Below are 15091 nucleotides of genomic sequence, written 5' to 3' on the forward strand. Positions count from 1 at the left end.
GGTCGCTTAAGAAAACAGAATCAGCGAATGATCTTAAGCCATTGCAATGAAGAATTTCATTTGAATACTCAGAACCCCGTTTTCCGGCTCCGTTGAACGTTGCGTGGGTGAAGCGGCATCGGCCTGCTTTACGTAAAAACCCCGGCCTGCACCTGTACGAGCAGACTGGAAACAAGAGTCTGTCCCGTCATCGTGTCCATGAAATCGGCCGGCTTCGCCCCTCCCAGGGCGGCGAGCGGCCGTTCAAGCCATTCACCGACCCACCCAGCCGCATCAAACTCCTTGGGATCGCCCGAGTCTTCCACCATGATCACAATCTGGCCAATCAGTCGTTCCAAGCCGACGACACGCTCGGCCTGCTCGGTTGCGAGCATCGCACCTTGACGGATCTTCAGTCTGATTGATGTGCTCGGCAGATTGAGCATGCCCAGCAAGTGTTCTCGCGAGACATGCATCGCCTCCACGAGATTTACGATACGGGAAGCTGGCACGCCGTTACGGATGAGACTCACACGCTCCGCCGGCGATGCTTGATACAGGCTCTTTGCGAGCACCATTGAGTCGGGTTTCAAGAGCATCTCCTCTGAAGTGCATTCAGTTGCCCGGATGATGCCGCAGTCACACCTTCCATCCCTATTTTTCTGTTCACCACCCGGCGCTTGGGGGCGAGACGCCTCCTCGCCTTGCAACAAAAACTTCACAACAAACCTTTTATATTTCTATAATACTTGAACTATGGAAACACTAAACGCCGCCGAACTTCTTGCCGCCTTGGGCCACGAGTCCCGTCTGAGCATCTTCCGCCTGCTGGTGGAAGCGGGCACAGAGGGGCTTTTCCCCAGCGTGATTGGAGAAAAACTGGGCCTTCCGGCGCCGACCCTGTCCTTCCACCTGTCCCACCTCACCCGTGTGGGGCTTATCCGGGGACAGAAGGAAAGCCGCTTCATCCGCTACTCCGCGGAGTACGCGACGATGGACGAGCTCATCGCCTTCCTGACCAGCAACTGCTGCCAGGGCGAGGCCTGCCTGCCCAAAACCTCCGCCTGCGACACCGTCGCAAAGCGCAGGAAGCTCGGCGACGACACCTCTTCTTGCTGAAAGGAACCATCGTGACCGAACACGTCCTGAATCTCCTCTTCCTCTGCACCGGCAACTCCGCGCGCAGTATCCTGGCGGAATCGATTCTCAACCATGTCGGGAAGGGCCGTTTCCGGGCCTACAGCGCCGGCAGCCATCCGAATGGCGCAGTGAATCCCTTCGTGCTCGACTTGCTCAAGCAGCAGGGGCTACCGACCGAAGGTCTGCGCAGCAAGAGCTGGGACGAGTTTGCCGCGCCCGATGCGCCGAAGCTCGATTTCGTCTTCACGGTCTGCGACAACGCGGCCGGTGAAGTCTGCCCGGTGTGGCCGGGGCAGCCGATGACGGCACATTGGGGGATCGAGGACCCTGCCGCTGCCGAAGGGGACGAAAGCACCAAGCGCCACGCGGTATCGATGGCCTTCCGCTTGCTCAATCGTCGTATTGCTCTGTTCTCGAGCCTGCCCATCGGCAAGCTCGATGCCCTGTCCCTACAGAACGAACTGAACACCATCGGCGACCTTCGCAAGACCGGCGACTAAGCCCGACCACCACGAGAAACGACCATGTCCGAACTGAAGACCGTGCTGGTGCTGTGCACCGGTAACTCCTGCCGCTCCCAGATGGCTGAGGCCATCCTCAATCACGAACTGGCTGGTCAAGTCCGCGCCTTGTCGGCCGGCACCGTCCCGCAGCCGAAGGTCGCCGACGGCGCCATCGCCGCCTTGAAAGAGGCGGGCCTGCCCACCGACGGCCTTTACCCCAAGACCATCGATGCGGTGATGGACGAGCGCATCGACCTGGTGGTGACCGTTTGCGACAACGCCAAGGAGAGCTGCCCGATCTTCCCGCGCCCGGTACCGCGTATGCACATGCCTTTCCATGATCCCCATGGCGAAGCGCTGGAGAGCTTCATACTGGTCCGCGACGAGATCCGCGCCACCCTGGTGCCGGTCGTTCGTACCGCGTTGGAGCTGTAGGCATGTCGGCCCAATGTGAGATGACCGCCAAGGTCGCCGCTGGCGCGCCAATGGGCTTCTTCGAGCGCTACCTGACGGTGTGGGTCTTCCTGTGCATCGTCGCCGGCATTGCGCTCGGCCAGTTTGCGCCGGGGCTTTTCCAGGGGATCGGCCGCCTCGAAGTCGCCCAGGTGAATCTGCCGGTGGGCCTGCTGATCTGGGTGATGATCATCCCGATGCTGGTGAAGGTGGATTTCGGCGCACTGCACGAAGTGAAGCAGCACGTGCGTGGCATCGGCGTGACGCTGTTCGTGAACTGGCTGGTCAAACCCTTCTCGATGGCGCTGCTGGGCTGGCTGTTCGTGCGCAACCTGTTTGCGCCGATGCTGCCGGCGGACCAGCTCGACAGCTACGTGGCCGGCCTCATCCTGCTGGCTGCGGCGCCATGTACCGCCATGGTCTTCGTATGGAGCAAGCTGTCGGATGGCGACCCATTGTTCACCCTGTCCCAGGTCGCGCTGAACGACGCCATCATGGTGTTCGCCTTCGCACCGCTGGTGGGCCTGCTGCTTGGCATCTCGGCCATCACGGTGCCGTGGGCGACGCTGCTGACTTCGGTGGTGCTCTACATCGTGATTCCGGTGGTGCTGGCTCAGCTATGGCGCAAGGCCTTGCTGGCCAAGGGGCGGGCTGCCTTCGATGCAGCGATGGCGAAGATCGGGCCGTGGTCCATCTCGGCGCTGCTCGCCACGCTGGTGTTGCTGTTCGCCTTCCAGGGCAAGGCCATCCTGGAGCAGCCGTTGGTCATCGCGCTGCTGGCGGTGCCCATCCTCATTCAGGTGTTCTTCAATTCCGCGCTCGCCTATTGGCTCAACCGTACCGTCGGCGAGAAGCATAATGTGGCCTGTCCGTCGGCGCTGATCGGGGCATCCAACTTCTTCGAACTCGCCGTTGCTGCGGCCATCAGCCTGTTCGGTTTCGAATCCGGCGCGGCGCTGGCCACCGTCGTCGGCGTCCTCATCGAGGTGCCGGTCATGCTGCTGGTGGTGAAGGTCGTCAATGCGTCCAAGGGCTGGTATGAGGCCCGCTGATTTTCCGAGGAGATCATCATGAAAAAACTCGAAGTGTTCGATCCGGCCATGTGCTGTTCGACCGGCGTGTGCGGCGTGGATGTGGATCCGGTGCTGGCCCAGTTCGCCGCCGACCTGAAGTGGGTGGAGGAACATGGCGTGGAAGTCGCCCGCCACAACCTCGGCCAGGAACCCCAGGCCTTCGCCGCCAATCCGGCCGTGATCAAGGAAATGGAAGCCGGCATGGACCGCCTGCCCATCGTCACGGTGGACGGTCATATCGTGTCCACCGGCATGTATCCGTCGCGCCAGCAGCTGGTGCAGAAGCTCGGCATCGTGCTGAAGACGGAAGAGAAGCCGCGAATCAAGATCAGCGCGGCCGGTGGCTGCTGCGATCCCAAGTCCGGCTGTTGCTGACCGGAGGAGTCGAGTCATGGCACTCCCACGCACCGAAACGCGTTACCTGTTCTTCACCGGCAAGGGCGGCGTCGGCAAGACGTCCCTGTCCTGCGCCACCGGCCTGGCGCTGGCCGAAGCCGGCAAGCGGGTATTGATCGTGAGCACCGACCCGGCGTCCAACCTGGACGAGGTGCTGGGGGTGGCATTGGGCCAGGCACCGACCGCCATTCCCGGCGCGCCGGGCCTGTGCGCCCTCAACATCGACCCGGAAGCGGCGGCCTATGCCTACCGAGAGCGGATGGTTGCACCGTACCGCGGCATCCTGCCGGCGGCGGCCATCCAGAGCATGGAGGAGCAGTTCTCGGGGGCATGTACGGTGGAGATCGCCGCCTTCGACGAATTCTCCAAGCTGCTCGGCGACCCGGCGGCGACTGCCGACTTCGAGCACGTCATCTTCGACACCGCGCCCACCGGCCACACGCTGCGCTTGCTGACGCTCCCTTCGGCGTGGGACGAGTTCATCTCGTCGTCCACCGGCGGCGCATCCTGCCTCGGTCCGCTGGCCGGCCTGGAGAAGCAGAAGGCCTTGTATGCAGCCACGGTGGCGCGTCTGTCCAATCCGGCAGAAACCACAGTCGTCCTGGTCAGCCGGCCCGAAACCGCGTCGCTGCGGGAGGCCGAGCGCACCCGGGGCGAACTGGCGGAGCTGGGCATCCGCAACCAGATGCTGGCCATCAATGGGTTGTTCGCGGTGGACCAATCAGATGATGTCATTGCGACGGCCATGTCGCGACGGGCTGCCGAAGCCCTGGCCCGGATGCCGGCCAAGCTCTCCAGATTGCCGGGCTGCACGATTCCCTTCCTGCCCAAAGGCACGGTTGGCCTGGATGCGCTGCGTGTGATGGCGCATCCGGAAACCGCAGCGCCCGCCACATCGAGCAACATGCCGGCCACCACACTTCCTCCTGGGCTGGCCGGCCTGGTGGACGAGATGGCCTGTTCCGGCCACGGCGTGGTGATGACGATGGGCAAGGGCGGCGTCGGCAAGACCTCGGTCGCCGCGGCGATTGCGGTGGCCCTCGCACAGCGGGGCGGCAAGGTCGTGCTGTCCACCACCGACCCGGCGGCCCACGTGGCGGCGACGCTGGACGGGGCCATCCCCGGCCTGTCCGTCACGCGTATCGACCCACGCCGGGAAGTGGCCGACTACACCGCGGAAGTCCTCACCAAGGCCGGCAAGAGTCTCGATGCCGGTGGCCTGGCGATGCTGGAGGAAGACCTGCGCTCGCCCTGTACCGAGGAGATTGCGGTCTTCCGCGCCTTCGCCCGCACCGTGGATGAAGGCAAGAACGGCTTCGTGGTGCTCGACACCGCGCCGACTGGCCACACCATCCTGCTGCTCGACGCCGCCGAGGCCTACCATCGGGAAGTCATGCGTACCCAGGGCGACATGCCGGAGTCGGTGCGCCAGCTGCTGCCGCGGCTGCGCGACCCGGCCTACACCCATGTGCTGATCGTGACGCTGCCCGAAGCCACGCCCGTGCACGAGGCCGAGCGCCTGCAGGGTGACCTGGCCCGGGCTGGCATCACGCCCTACGCCTGGGTCATCAACCAGTCCCTGCTGGCCAGTGGAACCGCCGACCCGCTGCTGTGCCAGCGTGGCACCTATGAAGTGCCCTTTGTGCGGCGGGTGGCTGACGAACTGGCAAGTCGCTGCGCGCTGATTCCGTGGCTGGCTGAGGCGCCGGTGGGCAAGGCAGGATTAGAGCACCTGGTTGGCTGACCACACCTCTGACGAATCCACACGGGAGTCGACGATGAAGCGCCTTCCTATCGTATGGCAGCGCCTCGTGACAAACGGGGAAACATGCCCACGCTGCGCCGACACGGGCGATGCCATCCACAAGGCCACTCAAGCCCTGACAGCGGCCCTGGCGCCCTTGGGCATGGTTCCGGAACTGGAAATGCGAGAACTGGACGAGGCCCACTTCAAGGCTGAGCCCTCGGCGTCGAACCGCATCTGGATTGCCGGCAAGCCGATGGAGGACTGGCTGCAGGCATCGGTCGGCAGCAGCCCGTGCTGTTCGGTGTGTGGGGATTCGGAGTGCCGGACCATGGCGGTGGACGGGCAGACTTTTGAGGCGATTCCGCAGGAGCTTCTGGTTAAGGCAGCGCTGATTGCCGCCCTGACATTGCATTCACAGCCGGACCGCTGACGACGTATCCGTAGCCGTTACGGCTGCTTTGGCGCATCAGGCGAGGGACATGCCTTGGTGTGCCACAATCCCGGAAGGCTTCAAGTGATCTCCAGCACCAGATCCGCATGCTCGCGCATCGGTTCCTTGATCCCATGTCCCAATGGCGCGAGGAACAGTTGCGCCCCTTCGCGCCGGGCAAACTTCATGGCGGGCACGAAGTCGCTGTCGCCGGCAACCAGCACGATGACCTTGACCTGATCCTTCAGCGTCAGCGCTGCGATGTCCAGGCCCAAGCGCATGTCGACACCCTTTTGTTGAATCACAGGAACAAGATCTGCTGCTGTAATTTCAACGGTGTCTTGCTCTTCCGGAAGAGGCATGGTCTTGAGTTGCCAACCACGGAAACCCAGCTCCCCCATCCGCAGAGCCACGTAGGGCACCCGGACCAGATCCACGTGCAGACGCTTGCTCCGGGCGACAATCGGTGACGCGCCGAAATTCACTTTGCCCCCGTTGAGCGGCTTCTTCGCTTCGCCCTCGAACGGGAGTGCATCGTAGAAGTAGATCCGATGCAAACGCAGGCCCTGCAAGCACGGCTCCGCTTTGAGCCTGTCGATGAACGCTTCGAAATTCTCCGCGGTCATCGGCGCTCTCGCCGACCCGAGCTTGCGCTTGATGAAGCCGCCGTCGACAAGGATCGCGTAGGAACTCACAAATCGGGAACGTCAAAAGATAGTGGGTGGCTTCGGGCGGGCGGGGACAAGCCCACTTGGATGGTAGCCCGCCGTCAGCCGATCTTCTATGAAGGCGCATTGCGCACCTGAATTTTAAAACACCCCACTTTTAACGACAACAAAAATGACCGCGCAAAACTGTTACGAAATTCGTGGGTACTCGCCTGCACTGTACGTTTGCGCTCTCGGCTTCCCCGCGCTCAACTTCTCTCAGCCTATCTCCCGCTTGGGCTCCACGCGTGCGTTCCCCACCGAAGGTGGAAGTACCAGTGTGCGACGCATACAGCCGTTTCCAGGCTGGCAAGCTTGATGGTCAGCCAGAGGGGCCTGCAGATCGCGTTCGGTGAGCAGCATGAAGGCAAGGCCTCCTTTCAATGAGCATGCTTGAACGTCTTGAGGGCGGAGATCAGCAGGATGACACCCAGACCGGTGACGAGGATTTCAGGCGGCACCAGCCCCAGCAACAGTCCACCCACGCCGGCGCCGAGGATCGACCCAGCCACCATCCAGCGGAACAACGGGCGTTCCGACTTCAGCACGGCGAAGGCTTCGGAACCACTGTAGCGGGCAAAGCCGACGATCATGGTCGGCAGGCTGACCGTCAAGGACAAGCTTCCAGCCAACTTGATGTCGATTCCGTAGAGCAGCACGATGGTCGGGATCAGCAGCTCACCGCCAGCCACACCGAGTAGGGCCGCTACCGTACCAATCCCAAACCCGGCTACCAACCCCGCAAAGATGCGTACCGGCCCGGGCTCGAACCAGAGCGTACCGCCGTCGTGCAGTCCCAGCCACGACTCCGACAGCATCAGCAAGGCGAGCCCGAGCAGCAGCACCATGATGACCACATTGAGTTGCTTGCGATGCATCGTCATGGCGTGGCCCGCTGCCCACCAGGCGCCGACGAGACTGCCGGCGAGCAGGTTGAGGATGACATCCCAGTGCTCGAACAGTTGATCGACGGGGATCGTTCTCAACCGGAAGAGCAGCGCTGAAGCCACCACGACCAGGCTCATGGCCTTGTTGAGAATGACGGCCTCCAGCGTGGAAAGCCGAAACAGCCCGACCAGGACCGGCAAGCGGAATTCCGCGCCACCCAGACCGATCAGCCCACCCAGGGTGCCAATCAGTGAGCCCGCGACAAAGCCCTGACCTGCGCGCTTTTGCGTGCTCATGATTGCTCCCGGCCCATATCGGCGGTGACATCGCCGGGCAGGAGAAGACAGCACGGCGCCTTCACGGCACGGGCCGTCTTCTCCATGAAATTCGCCGCCACAGGTACATCGGCAGCTTGAGCCCCAAGCCCAAGCGCTAGTGTGGCCCGTAGGCCTCTCGAAAACACAGTTTGCATTGCATCGCTCCACAGGCAGTCATCACATGAGCTTGTCGATATTCTGACAGCGTTAGGTCAAAAACGACATAACGATCCACGTGACGCAAGTGACATGCCATGCGAAGGATCAAGTAGGGAAAATCAGTCCGCGAGCGCGAGCAAAGCCTGTAACTCGCGCTCCGAAGCCGCGTTGATGCGTTGTTCTAGCGCGACATAACGGCAAACTAGTTCCTGGCCGAGCGGTGTCAGGTGGGCACCGCCACCTCCTTTTCCGCCTGTCGCAGTGTCGACAACCGGACGGCCAAAGCCCTGATTGAGGGAGTCGATGAGTAACCATGCCCTCTTATAGGGAATGCCCAGTGCCCGCGCGGCGGCAGCGATGGAGTGCATCTGGCCGACTTTCTCCAGCAGGTCGATCTTGCCGGGGCCAAGTGCGATGTCCTTCCCGATGTAGATGCGAGGGCGGATGCGGATGGATGAAGGGACGGTGGCAGTCATGGGTAGAGCTTACCTTGCCGGACAACCCGCCTCTATCCCATGCTGGCCCCAGCCCCCTTGCCTCCATACTGGCGAACGTTATTCTCACTGCCTAAGAAGCTCTAATTCCCCCCTGTTCACGATGGTCGAATTTCGTTAACCTCGGCCTTGTTTCTTTGAATAGAGGACATGGCCAAAGCACTTCTCGACGACGATCTGTGGGCCTTGATCGAACCGTTGCTCCCTCCCGCCAAGCCCCGTCGGAACAAATATCCGGGGCGCAAGCCGCTCGATGATCGAGCGGTTCTGACCGGCATCCTGTTCGTCCTGCAAAGCGGCATCCCTTGGGAGATGCTGCCCCAGGAAATGGGCTGCGGCTCGGGCATGAGTTGCTGGCGGCGCCTGCGCGCCTGGCAGGAGGCCGGTGTCTGGGACAGGCTGCATGAGGTGCTGTTGGCCCGCTTGCGCACGGCCGACAAGATCGATTGGTCCCGTTGCATCGTCGATTCTTCCTCCATTCGTGCTGTGGGTGCGGGTCAAAAACAGGACCCAATCCCACCGATCGCGCACGCCCCGGCTCCAAGCACCACCTGATCACCGAAGCACAGGGCATTCCGTTGGCGGTCATCCTGACCGGCGCCAATCGCAACGACGTCACCCAACTTTTGCCCTTGGTCGAAGCCATTCCACCTATTCGTGGCAAGCGGGGGCGCCCACTCTCCAAGCCTCGAATCATCCAGGCCGACCGTGGCTACGATCACGACAAGTACCGCCGGCCCCTTCACGCTCAAGGCATCAAAACCGAGATCGCCCGGCGCAACACGCCGCACGGCAGCGGCTTGGGCAAAACCCGCTGGGTGGTCGAGCGAACCATCGGTTGGCTCCACAACTACCGACGCCTGCGGGTTCGATTTGAGCGATTGGCCGTCATTCACGAAGCCTTTATCAAGATCGCCTGCAGCCTCATTTGCTGGCGAAAACTGAACTGCGCGAAAAACTCATTTTGTTAGAGCTTCTAACTCATCACAAGCTCAGCATCAGATAGGGCTATTCCTGCTTCCGACTTCTGTCGCCTTTGGCTGACTCTATCAAGCGCTTCTTTCCTCGTTGGCAGTGTTCGAGGGTACGTTTTGCGTGTGAAGGAGGCCTTCCTGCCCACCGCATCAGAGACCGTGCGCCACTGCTGCATCCACAGATTAAGCCTTACCCGCTCGATCACCGAAGCCCACTAGAGATATTTCACGAATATCATGAGCGCGACCGGCATCTCGGACATCGATGATTGGTTACATCCTCGTCCAAGGCGTCCGCTGTTCTGCTGGCGATTGCCACAACTCACTCTTTATTCGGACCCATGGAACACCTTAAAATCCAGCCTCCAGATCCGGACGTTCCCCCACGCTGATCTGGATCTGCGCCTTGGCACGAGCGTAGGTGGCCAGCGCGTCGAGGTAGTCCAGGTAGGTGTCGTCGGCCGTGCGCTGGGCGTTCAGCAGTTCCAGCAGGGAGGCCGCGCCCTTCTGGTAGCTGATCCGGAAACCTTCCAGCACACGCTTGTTCTCGGCCAGGGTGGTGCTGCGGTAGGTCTGCACGACGTTGAGGGCCGAGCGGTACTGGGCGACGGCCGTCTCCACGTCGGCCTTCACGCGATTCAGCGTGGACGACAGGCCCAGTTCCGCCTGGGTCACCGCGGCACTGGCCTGGACGATGTCCCCCTGCTGCAGGCGCGACAGCGGGATCGGCACAGACACGGACAGGCCGAGGATGCGCGAGCGTTCCGAGACGTTCTCCACCGGCGCAGTGCTGGTCATGGAGACGCCCACATCCACGTCCACCCAGCGGTTGGCCTTGGTCAGGTCGAGCTTGCTGCGCGCCGACTCCAGGGCGCTCTTCGCCAGCACGACGTCGGAGCGTTTCTGGCTGGCGCGTTCGATCAGCGTTTCGGCGGGCGGCAGCTCGGTCAGCTCGGCCAGCTCGGCATCCGGGCGGCGCCCGGCGAAACGCTCGGCGAAGCGGGCGCCGAGCGGCACGGACAGGCGCGCCTCGGCGCCGGCCAGGTCGGCCCGCGCCTTTTCCACGTCCTTGCCGTAACGCTGCGCCTCGAGGATGGACTGGGAGAGCTCCAGGCGGCCGATGGCGCCGGCCTTGAGGCGGGTTTCGTTGGCGGCGACGACGTCCAGCAGGGCCTTGTGGGAGAGCTCCTTCCGCGCATAGGTCTCGCGCGCCTGGATCAGGGTGACGAAGGCGTCGAGGGCATCCGACGACAGGCCGTAGAAATAGTCGCTGAGGCCCGTTTCGGCGAGCCGCAGGTCGGCCTTTGCCGCGTCGATGCGGCGGCCGCGCTTGCCGGCGGTTTCGATGGTCTGGGACAGCCCCAGGGTGTTGGGGCGCGTGGCGGTGGGCTTGCTCTCGCGGGCCAGCTCGCGGGAGGTGCCGAAGCTGAGCTGCGGATCGGGGCGCACGCCGGCGAGGTCGATGCCGGCCCGCGCGGCCACGACGTTCTGCCGCTGGGCCGCGTAGTCGATGCTGGACTGCTCGACGGCCGACAGGTACTCGGCGAAATGCAGGGGCACTGCGTTCTGCGCCTGGGCGATGCCGTACAGGCCGGTCAGGGCCAGGCCCAGCAGCGTGCGGCGACAGCCGCTGCGGATGAATGCGATGTTCATTGGGTTACCCCCTGCTCCCCACGGCCGTCGTTGGGGTAAAGCCGGGCAAAGCGTTCTTCAACAAGGTAATAAAGGCTGGGCAAGAGAAGTAGCGTCAGCAGCGTGGCGCTCACCAGGCCACCGACGACAACGGTGGCCAGCGGGCGCTGTACGTCCGATCCCAGCCCGACTGCCAGCATGGCCGGCGTCAGGCCGAGGGCGGCAACCGTCGCGGTCATCAGCACCGGACGCAGGCGCTCGGTGGCGCCCCTGACGACGGCATCGGCCAGCGTTATGCCCGGCGTGTCACGCAGGCGGTTGAGATTGGAGAGCATGATGATGCCGTTCAGCACGGCCACCCCGAACACGGCGATGAAGCCGACTGCGCTGGAGAGGTTGAAGGTCATGCCGCGCAGATGCAGGGCCGTTAGGCCGCCGATGGTGGCAAGCGGCACGACAGCGAGGATCAGCGCCGGCTGGCGGAAGTTGCCGAACTCGCCGTAGAGCAGGACGAACATCAGGATCAGGGCCAGCGGCACGATAACCACCAGTCGCCCCATGGCGCGCTCCTGGTTCTCGAACTGCCCCCCCCACACGAGTTCGATCTTGCGGGGATCGCGCTCGACCTTCTCGTCGAGGGCCGCACGGGCTTCCGTGAGGAAGGACGCCAGGTCGCGGTCGCGCAGGTTGAGGCGGACGGTGAGGTGGCGCCGCATCATCTCGCGGGTGACAGTGGATTCCCCTTCTTGCAGTTGTATATCTGCCACCTGTGCCAAGGGCACGTAGGCGCCGGTGCTGGTGGTCAGAAGCAGGTTGGCGAGGGATTCCGGATCGCTGCGGGAGGCACTGGAGAACTTGACGCCCACATCGTAGCGCTTCTCGCCAGCGAACATCTGGGTAATCGGGGCGCCCCCGAGGCCAGTCTCGATCAGCTGGGCCACGTCCGCCGCGTTGATCCCGAAGCGGGCAGCGGCGGTTCGGTCGAGGGTGATCTTGACCTGGGGCAGCGGCGGTTCCTGGTCGATGGTGACATCCACCGCGCCGGGGATGGCGTGCAGGACATCGACAATCTGCGTAGCAACCCGGCGCAGATCCCCGAAATCATCGCCGTAGATCTTCACCACCAGTTCCGAGTGGGCGCCCGCGAGCTTGTCCATCACACCGTCGATCATCGGCTGCGTGAAAGCGACCTGGGTCCCCGGTAGCTGGGCAAAGCGCTTCGACATCTGGTCGATGAGTTCGAGCTTGCTGATGTGCTCCGGCCACGAATCATACGGCTTGAGACCGACGCTGACCTCGATGTGCGACGGCGTCCACGGGTCGGTGCCGTCGTCGTTGCGGCCGAGCTGGGTGACGATAGTGGACACCTGGGGGAATTCCAGCGTGGTGTTGCGCAGTTCGGTGGCCATCTGGCTGGCCTTGTCGAGGGAGATACCTGGCGGCAGCTGAACCTGCAGCCAGATGGAGCCCTCGTCCAGGTAGGGAAGAAAGTCGCGCCCGATGGTGCCGGCCAGGCCGAGCATGGTGACGAGGGCCAGTACGAACACCACGACCATCCGCCGCCGGGCATGCAACAGGCGCGGCAGCAGGTCTTGGTAGCCGCGCACGATGCGTTCCAGCAGCGGGTTGTGGAAGGCCTTGCGGGGCTTGCGATAGGCCAGGTAGGCGAGACCCGGCACCAGCAACAGGGCGGCGAGGATCGCTCCGACCAGTGCGAAGCCGACCGCGAAGGCCATCGGCGTGAACAGCTTGTATTCCACCCGCTGGAAGGTGAACAGCGGAAGGTAGGCGGTCATGATGATCATCATGCCGAAGAAGATCGGCTTGCCGATCTGCAGGCAGGCGCTCAGGGCTTCGGCGGCGGTCAGCTCCCGGTCCTGATTCTCCTCACGCAGGCGCAGGATGTTCTCGACGACGACGATGGCGCCGTCCACGATGATGCCGAAGTCGATGGCACCGAGGGACAGCAGGTTGGCCGGCACCTTGAAGTGGTGCATCAGGATGAAGGTGGTCACCAGCGACACCGGGATGGCGACCGCGGCAATCAGCGCGGCACGGGGGCTACCCAAGAACAACAGCAGGACCAGCACGACCAGGATGATGCCTTCGCTGACCGTCTTGCCGACGGTGTGCATGGTGGCGCCGATGAGGTTGCTGCGGTCGAGGTAGGGAACCAGCTTGACGTCACCGGGCAGCAGGTGGTGGTTGAGATCGTTTACCGCGGCATGCACGCCGTCGAGCACCTTGGACGGATTCTCGCCCTTCAGCAGCAGGACGATACCGGACAGGGTGTCGGGATTGCGGTCCTTACCGAGGATGCCGCGACGCTCGATGTTGCCGATGGTGACCTCGCCCAAGTCCTTGATCAGGACAGGCACGCCGTTCTTCTGCTTGACCACCACGTTGGCCAGATCGTTGAGGTTCTCGATCAGGCCGACGCCGCGGATCACGTAGGCTTGTTCGCCACGCACGATGAGACTGCCGCCCGCATTGGCGCTGTTGTTGGTGATGGCGTCCTTGACCTGCTGCAGGGAGACACCGAACTGCATCAGCTTGTTGGGCTCGAAGACCAGCATGAACTGGGTGGTCAGGCCACCGAAGTTGGTCACGTCGGCGACACCGGGAATCTGCTTGAGACGCGGAATGACCTTCCAGAACTGGATGTCGGACAATTCGCGCAGATCGCGAGTCGGCGATTCCAGGGTATAGCGGTAGATCTCGCCAATCGGTGAGGTCAGTGGGTCGAGACCCGGCTGCGCGCCGTAGGGCAACTGGACTTCGTTCATGCGCTCCTGCAAGCGCTGGCGCGACCAGTAGTTCTCGATGCCGTCCTCGAAGACCACGGTGATCATCGACAGGCCAAAGGTGCTCTTCGAGCGCATCACGTGCATGCCGGGCGTGCCCATGATGGCGCGCTCCAGCGGAATGGTGATCTGCTGTTCAATCTCCTCCGCAGCCAGGCCGTTTACCTGGGTGATGACCTGGGAGGTGACGTCGGCGATATCCGGGTAGGCTTCGATGGGCAGCTGGGTCCAGGTGAAGGCACCGTAGATCCCGGCGAAGAGGAACACCAGCCAGACGACGACCCGTCGCTGAAAGCACAGGGTGACGATCTTCTCAATCATTCAGCGTCACCCCTTCCTGGGTGACGACACGGTCGCCGGCCTTGAGCCCCGAGACGATCTGAGCGAGCTCACCTGCCTGCACCCCCGTTTTGACGACACGGGGTTCGAACTTCCAGGGGCCGACCTCCACGTACACCCGCGTATCGAACGCATTTTGCAGCAAGGCGGTCTTGGGAATGACCAGCGCCTGCGGGTGCTGGGTCAGGAAGGTCACCCGACCGAACATCGCAGGCCGATAGTGGGCCTGCGAGTTCTGCAAGGCAATGCGCGCTGTGCTCGTACGGGTATCCGGATTGAGAATTTCACCGAGCGAGAACACCTTGCCACTGATCGGCTCCTCTGGGTATGCATTCAGCACGATGTCTCCCGCGGCACCGATCTCGATGCGGCTGAGGTCCTTCTCCTGGACGTTGGCGGAAAACCAGACCTGGCTGAGGTCAGCGACGGTCAGGATCGGCTGGCTGGGATCGTTCCAGTAACCGCCCGCCGCGGCGGTCATGTCCACCACACGGCCAGAGATGGGCGACCGGACGACGACATTGCGACCAGCCGCCGCCGCGGGCTTGTCGGGATCGAAGCCGAGCTGGGAGAGGCGCGCCCGGGCAAATGCCACATCGTTCTTGGCATTGGCAAAGGCTTGTTCGGAAGCCTCCACATCGCGCCGGGCAGCAATCTCGGCCTGGGACAGCTCCTTTTGACGACGATATTCCAGTTCCGCGGTGCGCAAGGCGGATACCGCCTTGCTGTGGTCAGAAAAGGCCGATGCAACGTCGGCTGAGTCGATGGAGAGCAGCGGATCACCCGCCTTGACCGCGTCGCCCAGCCGCTTGTAAATGGCCACGATGCGCCCAGCGACCGGGGAGCTGATCTTGACCAGCTTGCCGGGGTCGGCCTCGATCTGGCCGGGGATCGTCAAGGGTTCCGAAATCGAACGCTGCTCGACGACACCGATCTTGAGCTTAGTACGCAATGGAGAATGCTCTGGAACCACGATGAAGGCCCCGTCCCGATTGAAGAGCGTCGGCTCTGGTGCGGCAGTGGGTTTCTCAGAACAGGCGCCCAAGAGCAACACCA

General features: G+C 63.0%; 15 protein-coding genes. 8 read left to right on the forward strand and 7 right to left on the reverse strand.

Annotated features, from left to right (window positions below):
* Positions 1-128: 128 nt before the first annotated feature.
* The gene (locus tag B4920_RS06030; RefSeq protein ID WP_161493246.1) at positions 129-572 is read right to left on the reverse strand and encodes an antitoxin Xre/MbcA/ParS toxin-binding domain-containing protein; all 444 of its coding nucleotides are present in this window, start codon (positions 570-572) and stop codon (positions 129-131) included.
* A gap of 163 nt (positions 573-735) precedes the next feature.
* Here B4920_RS06030 and B4920_RS06035 point away from each other — a divergent pair, with 163 nt between their 5' ends.
* The 7 genes from B4920_RS06035 to B4920_RS06065 are packed head-to-tail and all read left to right on the forward strand — an operon-like array spanning position 736 to position 5721.
* Positions 736-1098 carry a helix-turn-helix transcriptional regulator gene (locus tag B4920_RS06035; RefSeq protein ID WP_079433726.1) on the forward strand — a complete coding sequence of 121 codons (363 nt, stop codon included), beginning with the start codon at positions 736-738 and terminating at the stop codon, positions 1096-1098.
* Positions 1099-1109: 11 nt separating this feature from the next.
* Positions 1110-1619 (forward strand): arsenate reductase ArsC, encoded by a 510-nt coding sequence (locus tag B4920_RS06040; protein WP_088179402.1) that lies wholly within the window; start codon positions 1110-1112, stop codon positions 1617-1619.
* A 24-nt stretch (positions 1620-1643) separates the two neighbouring features.
* Positions 1644-2057, forward strand: a complete 414-nt coding sequence (locus B4920_RS06045; protein ID WP_079433727.1) for an arsenate reductase ArsC — start codon at positions 1644-1646, stop codon at positions 2055-2057.
* 2 nt (positions 2058-2059) lie between these two features.
* Positions 2060-3127, forward strand: coding sequence for an ACR3 family arsenite efflux transporter (gene arsB, locus B4920_RS06050; RefSeq protein ID WP_173862644.1), 1068 nt, complete (start codon positions 2060-2062; stop codon positions 3125-3127).
* Positions 3128-3145: 18 nt separating this feature from the next.
* Positions 3146-3523, forward strand: coding sequence for an arsenite efflux transporter metallochaperone ArsD (gene arsD, locus B4920_RS06055; RefSeq protein ID WP_079433728.1), 378 nt, complete (start codon positions 3146-3148; stop codon positions 3521-3523).
* 16 nt (positions 3524-3539) lie between these two features.
* Positions 3540-5288: an arsenical pump-driving ATPase gene (gene arsA, locus B4920_RS06060; RefSeq protein WP_079433729.1), complete on the forward strand. Its 1749-nt coding sequence runs from the start codon at positions 3540-3542 to the stop codon at positions 5286-5288.
* Between the two features lie 34 nt (positions 5289-5322).
* The gene (locus B4920_RS06065) at positions 5323-5721 is read left to right on the forward strand and encodes a DUF2703 domain-containing protein (protein WP_079433730.1); all 399 of its coding nucleotides are present in this window, start codon (positions 5323-5325) and stop codon (positions 5719-5721) included.
* A gap of 80 nt (positions 5722-5801) precedes the next feature.
* Here B4920_RS06065 and B4920_RS30345 read toward each other — a convergent pair whose 3' ends face one another.
* The 3 genes from B4920_RS30345 to B4920_RS06080 all read right to left on the reverse strand — a co-directional run bounded on the left by B4920_RS30345 (position 5802) and on the right by B4920_RS06080 (position 8268).
* The gene (locus B4920_RS30345) at positions 5802-6416 is read right to left on the reverse strand and encodes an NYN domain-containing protein (protein ID WP_079433731.1); all 615 of its coding nucleotides are present in this window, start codon (positions 6414-6416) and stop codon (positions 5802-5804) included.
* A gap of 392 nt (positions 6417-6808) precedes the next feature.
* A complete protein-coding gene (locus tag B4920_RS06075) occupies positions 6809-7612 on the reverse strand; it encodes a sulfite exporter TauE/SafE family protein (RefSeq protein ID WP_173862645.1) in 804 nt (267 codons plus the stop codon).
* 299 nt (positions 7613-7911) lie between these two features.
* Positions 7912-8268, reverse strand: coding sequence for a winged helix-turn-helix domain-containing protein (locus B4920_RS06080; RefSeq protein ID WP_079433732.1), 357 nt, complete (start codon positions 8266-8268; stop codon positions 7912-7914).
* 168 nt (positions 8269-8436) lie between these two features.
* Between B4920_RS06080 and B4920_RS06085 the strand changes: the two genes are divergently transcribed.
* Positions 8437-9257, forward strand: a protein-coding gene (locus tag B4920_RS06085; RefSeq protein WP_216819766.1) for an IS5 family transposase whose coding sequence is annotated in 2 segments (ribosomal slippage) — positions 8437-8779 and positions 8779-9257 — 822 coding nt in all. Because the reading frame shifts where the segments join, the coding sequence is not laid out codon by codon here.
* A 354-nt stretch (positions 9258-9611) separates the two neighbouring features.
* On the opposite strand, the gene B4920_RS06090 is transcribed toward B4920_RS06085, so the two are convergent.
* From B4920_RS06090 to B4920_RS06100, 3 genes are read right to left on the reverse strand one after another with little or no spacing between them, the layout of a single operon-like run.
* On the reverse strand, positions 9612-10913 hold the full coding sequence (locus B4920_RS06090; protein WP_079433733.1) for a TolC family protein: 1302 nt from the start codon (positions 10911-10913) through the stop codon (positions 9612-9614).
* A complete protein-coding gene (locus B4920_RS06095) occupies positions 10910-14017 on the reverse strand; it encodes an efflux RND transporter permease subunit (RefSeq protein ID WP_079433734.1) in 3108 nt (1035 codons plus the stop codon). The genes B4920_RS06090 and B4920_RS06095 overlap by 4 nt, the downstream gene beginning before the upstream one ends.
* Complete coding sequence (locus tag B4920_RS06100) at positions 14010-15089, reverse strand: efflux RND transporter periplasmic adaptor subunit (RefSeq protein WP_254050861.1); 1080 nt, start codon at positions 15087-15089, stop codon at positions 14010-14012. The genes B4920_RS06095 and B4920_RS06100 overlap by 8 nt, the downstream gene beginning before the upstream one ends.
* Positions 15090-15091: the final 2 nt, after the last annotated feature.

Source organism: Zoogloea sp. LCSB751 (assembly GCF_002028455.1).
In the GTDB taxonomy this organism is placed as follows: Bacteria; Pseudomonadota; Gammaproteobacteria; order Burkholderiales; family Rhodocyclaceae; genus Zoogloea.

Coding starts and splice junctions, on each gene's coding strand:
- B4920_RS06090 (WP_079433733.1), bottom strand. CDS start 10,913: ATGAACATCGCATTCATCCGCAGCGGCTGTCGCCGCACGCTGCTGGGC.
- arsA (WP_079433729.1), top strand. CDS start 3,540: ATGGCACTCCCACGCACCGAAACGCGTTACCTGTTCTTCACCGGCAAG.
- B4920_RS06065 (WP_079433730.1), top strand. CDS start 5,323: ATGAAGCGCCTTCCTATCGTATGGCAGCGCCTCGTGACAAACGGGGAA.
- arsB (WP_173862644.1), top strand. CDS start 2,060: ATGTCGGCCCAATGTGAGATGACCGCCAAGGTCGCCGCTGGCGCGCCA.
- B4920_RS06080 (WP_079433732.1), bottom strand. CDS start 8,268: ATGACTGCCACCGTCCCTTCATCCATCCGCATCCGCCCTCGCATCTAC.
- B4920_RS06035 (WP_079433726.1), top strand. CDS start 736: ATGGAAACACTAAACGCCGCCGAACTTCTTGCCGCCTTGGGCCACGAG.
- arsD (WP_079433728.1), top strand. CDS start 3,146: ATGAAAAAACTCGAAGTGTTCGATCCGGCCATGTGCTGTTCGACCGGC.
- B4920_RS06045 (WP_079433727.1), top strand. CDS start 1,644: ATGTCCGAACTGAAGACCGTGCTGGTGCTGTGCACCGGTAACTCCTGC.
- B4920_RS06095 (WP_079433734.1), bottom strand. CDS start 14,017: ATGATTGAGAAGATCGTCACCCTGTGCTTTCAGCGACGGGTCGTCGTC.
- B4920_RS06075 (WP_173862645.1), bottom strand. CDS start 7,612: ATGAGCACGCAAAAGCGCGCAGGTCAGGGCTTTGTCGCGGGCTCACTG.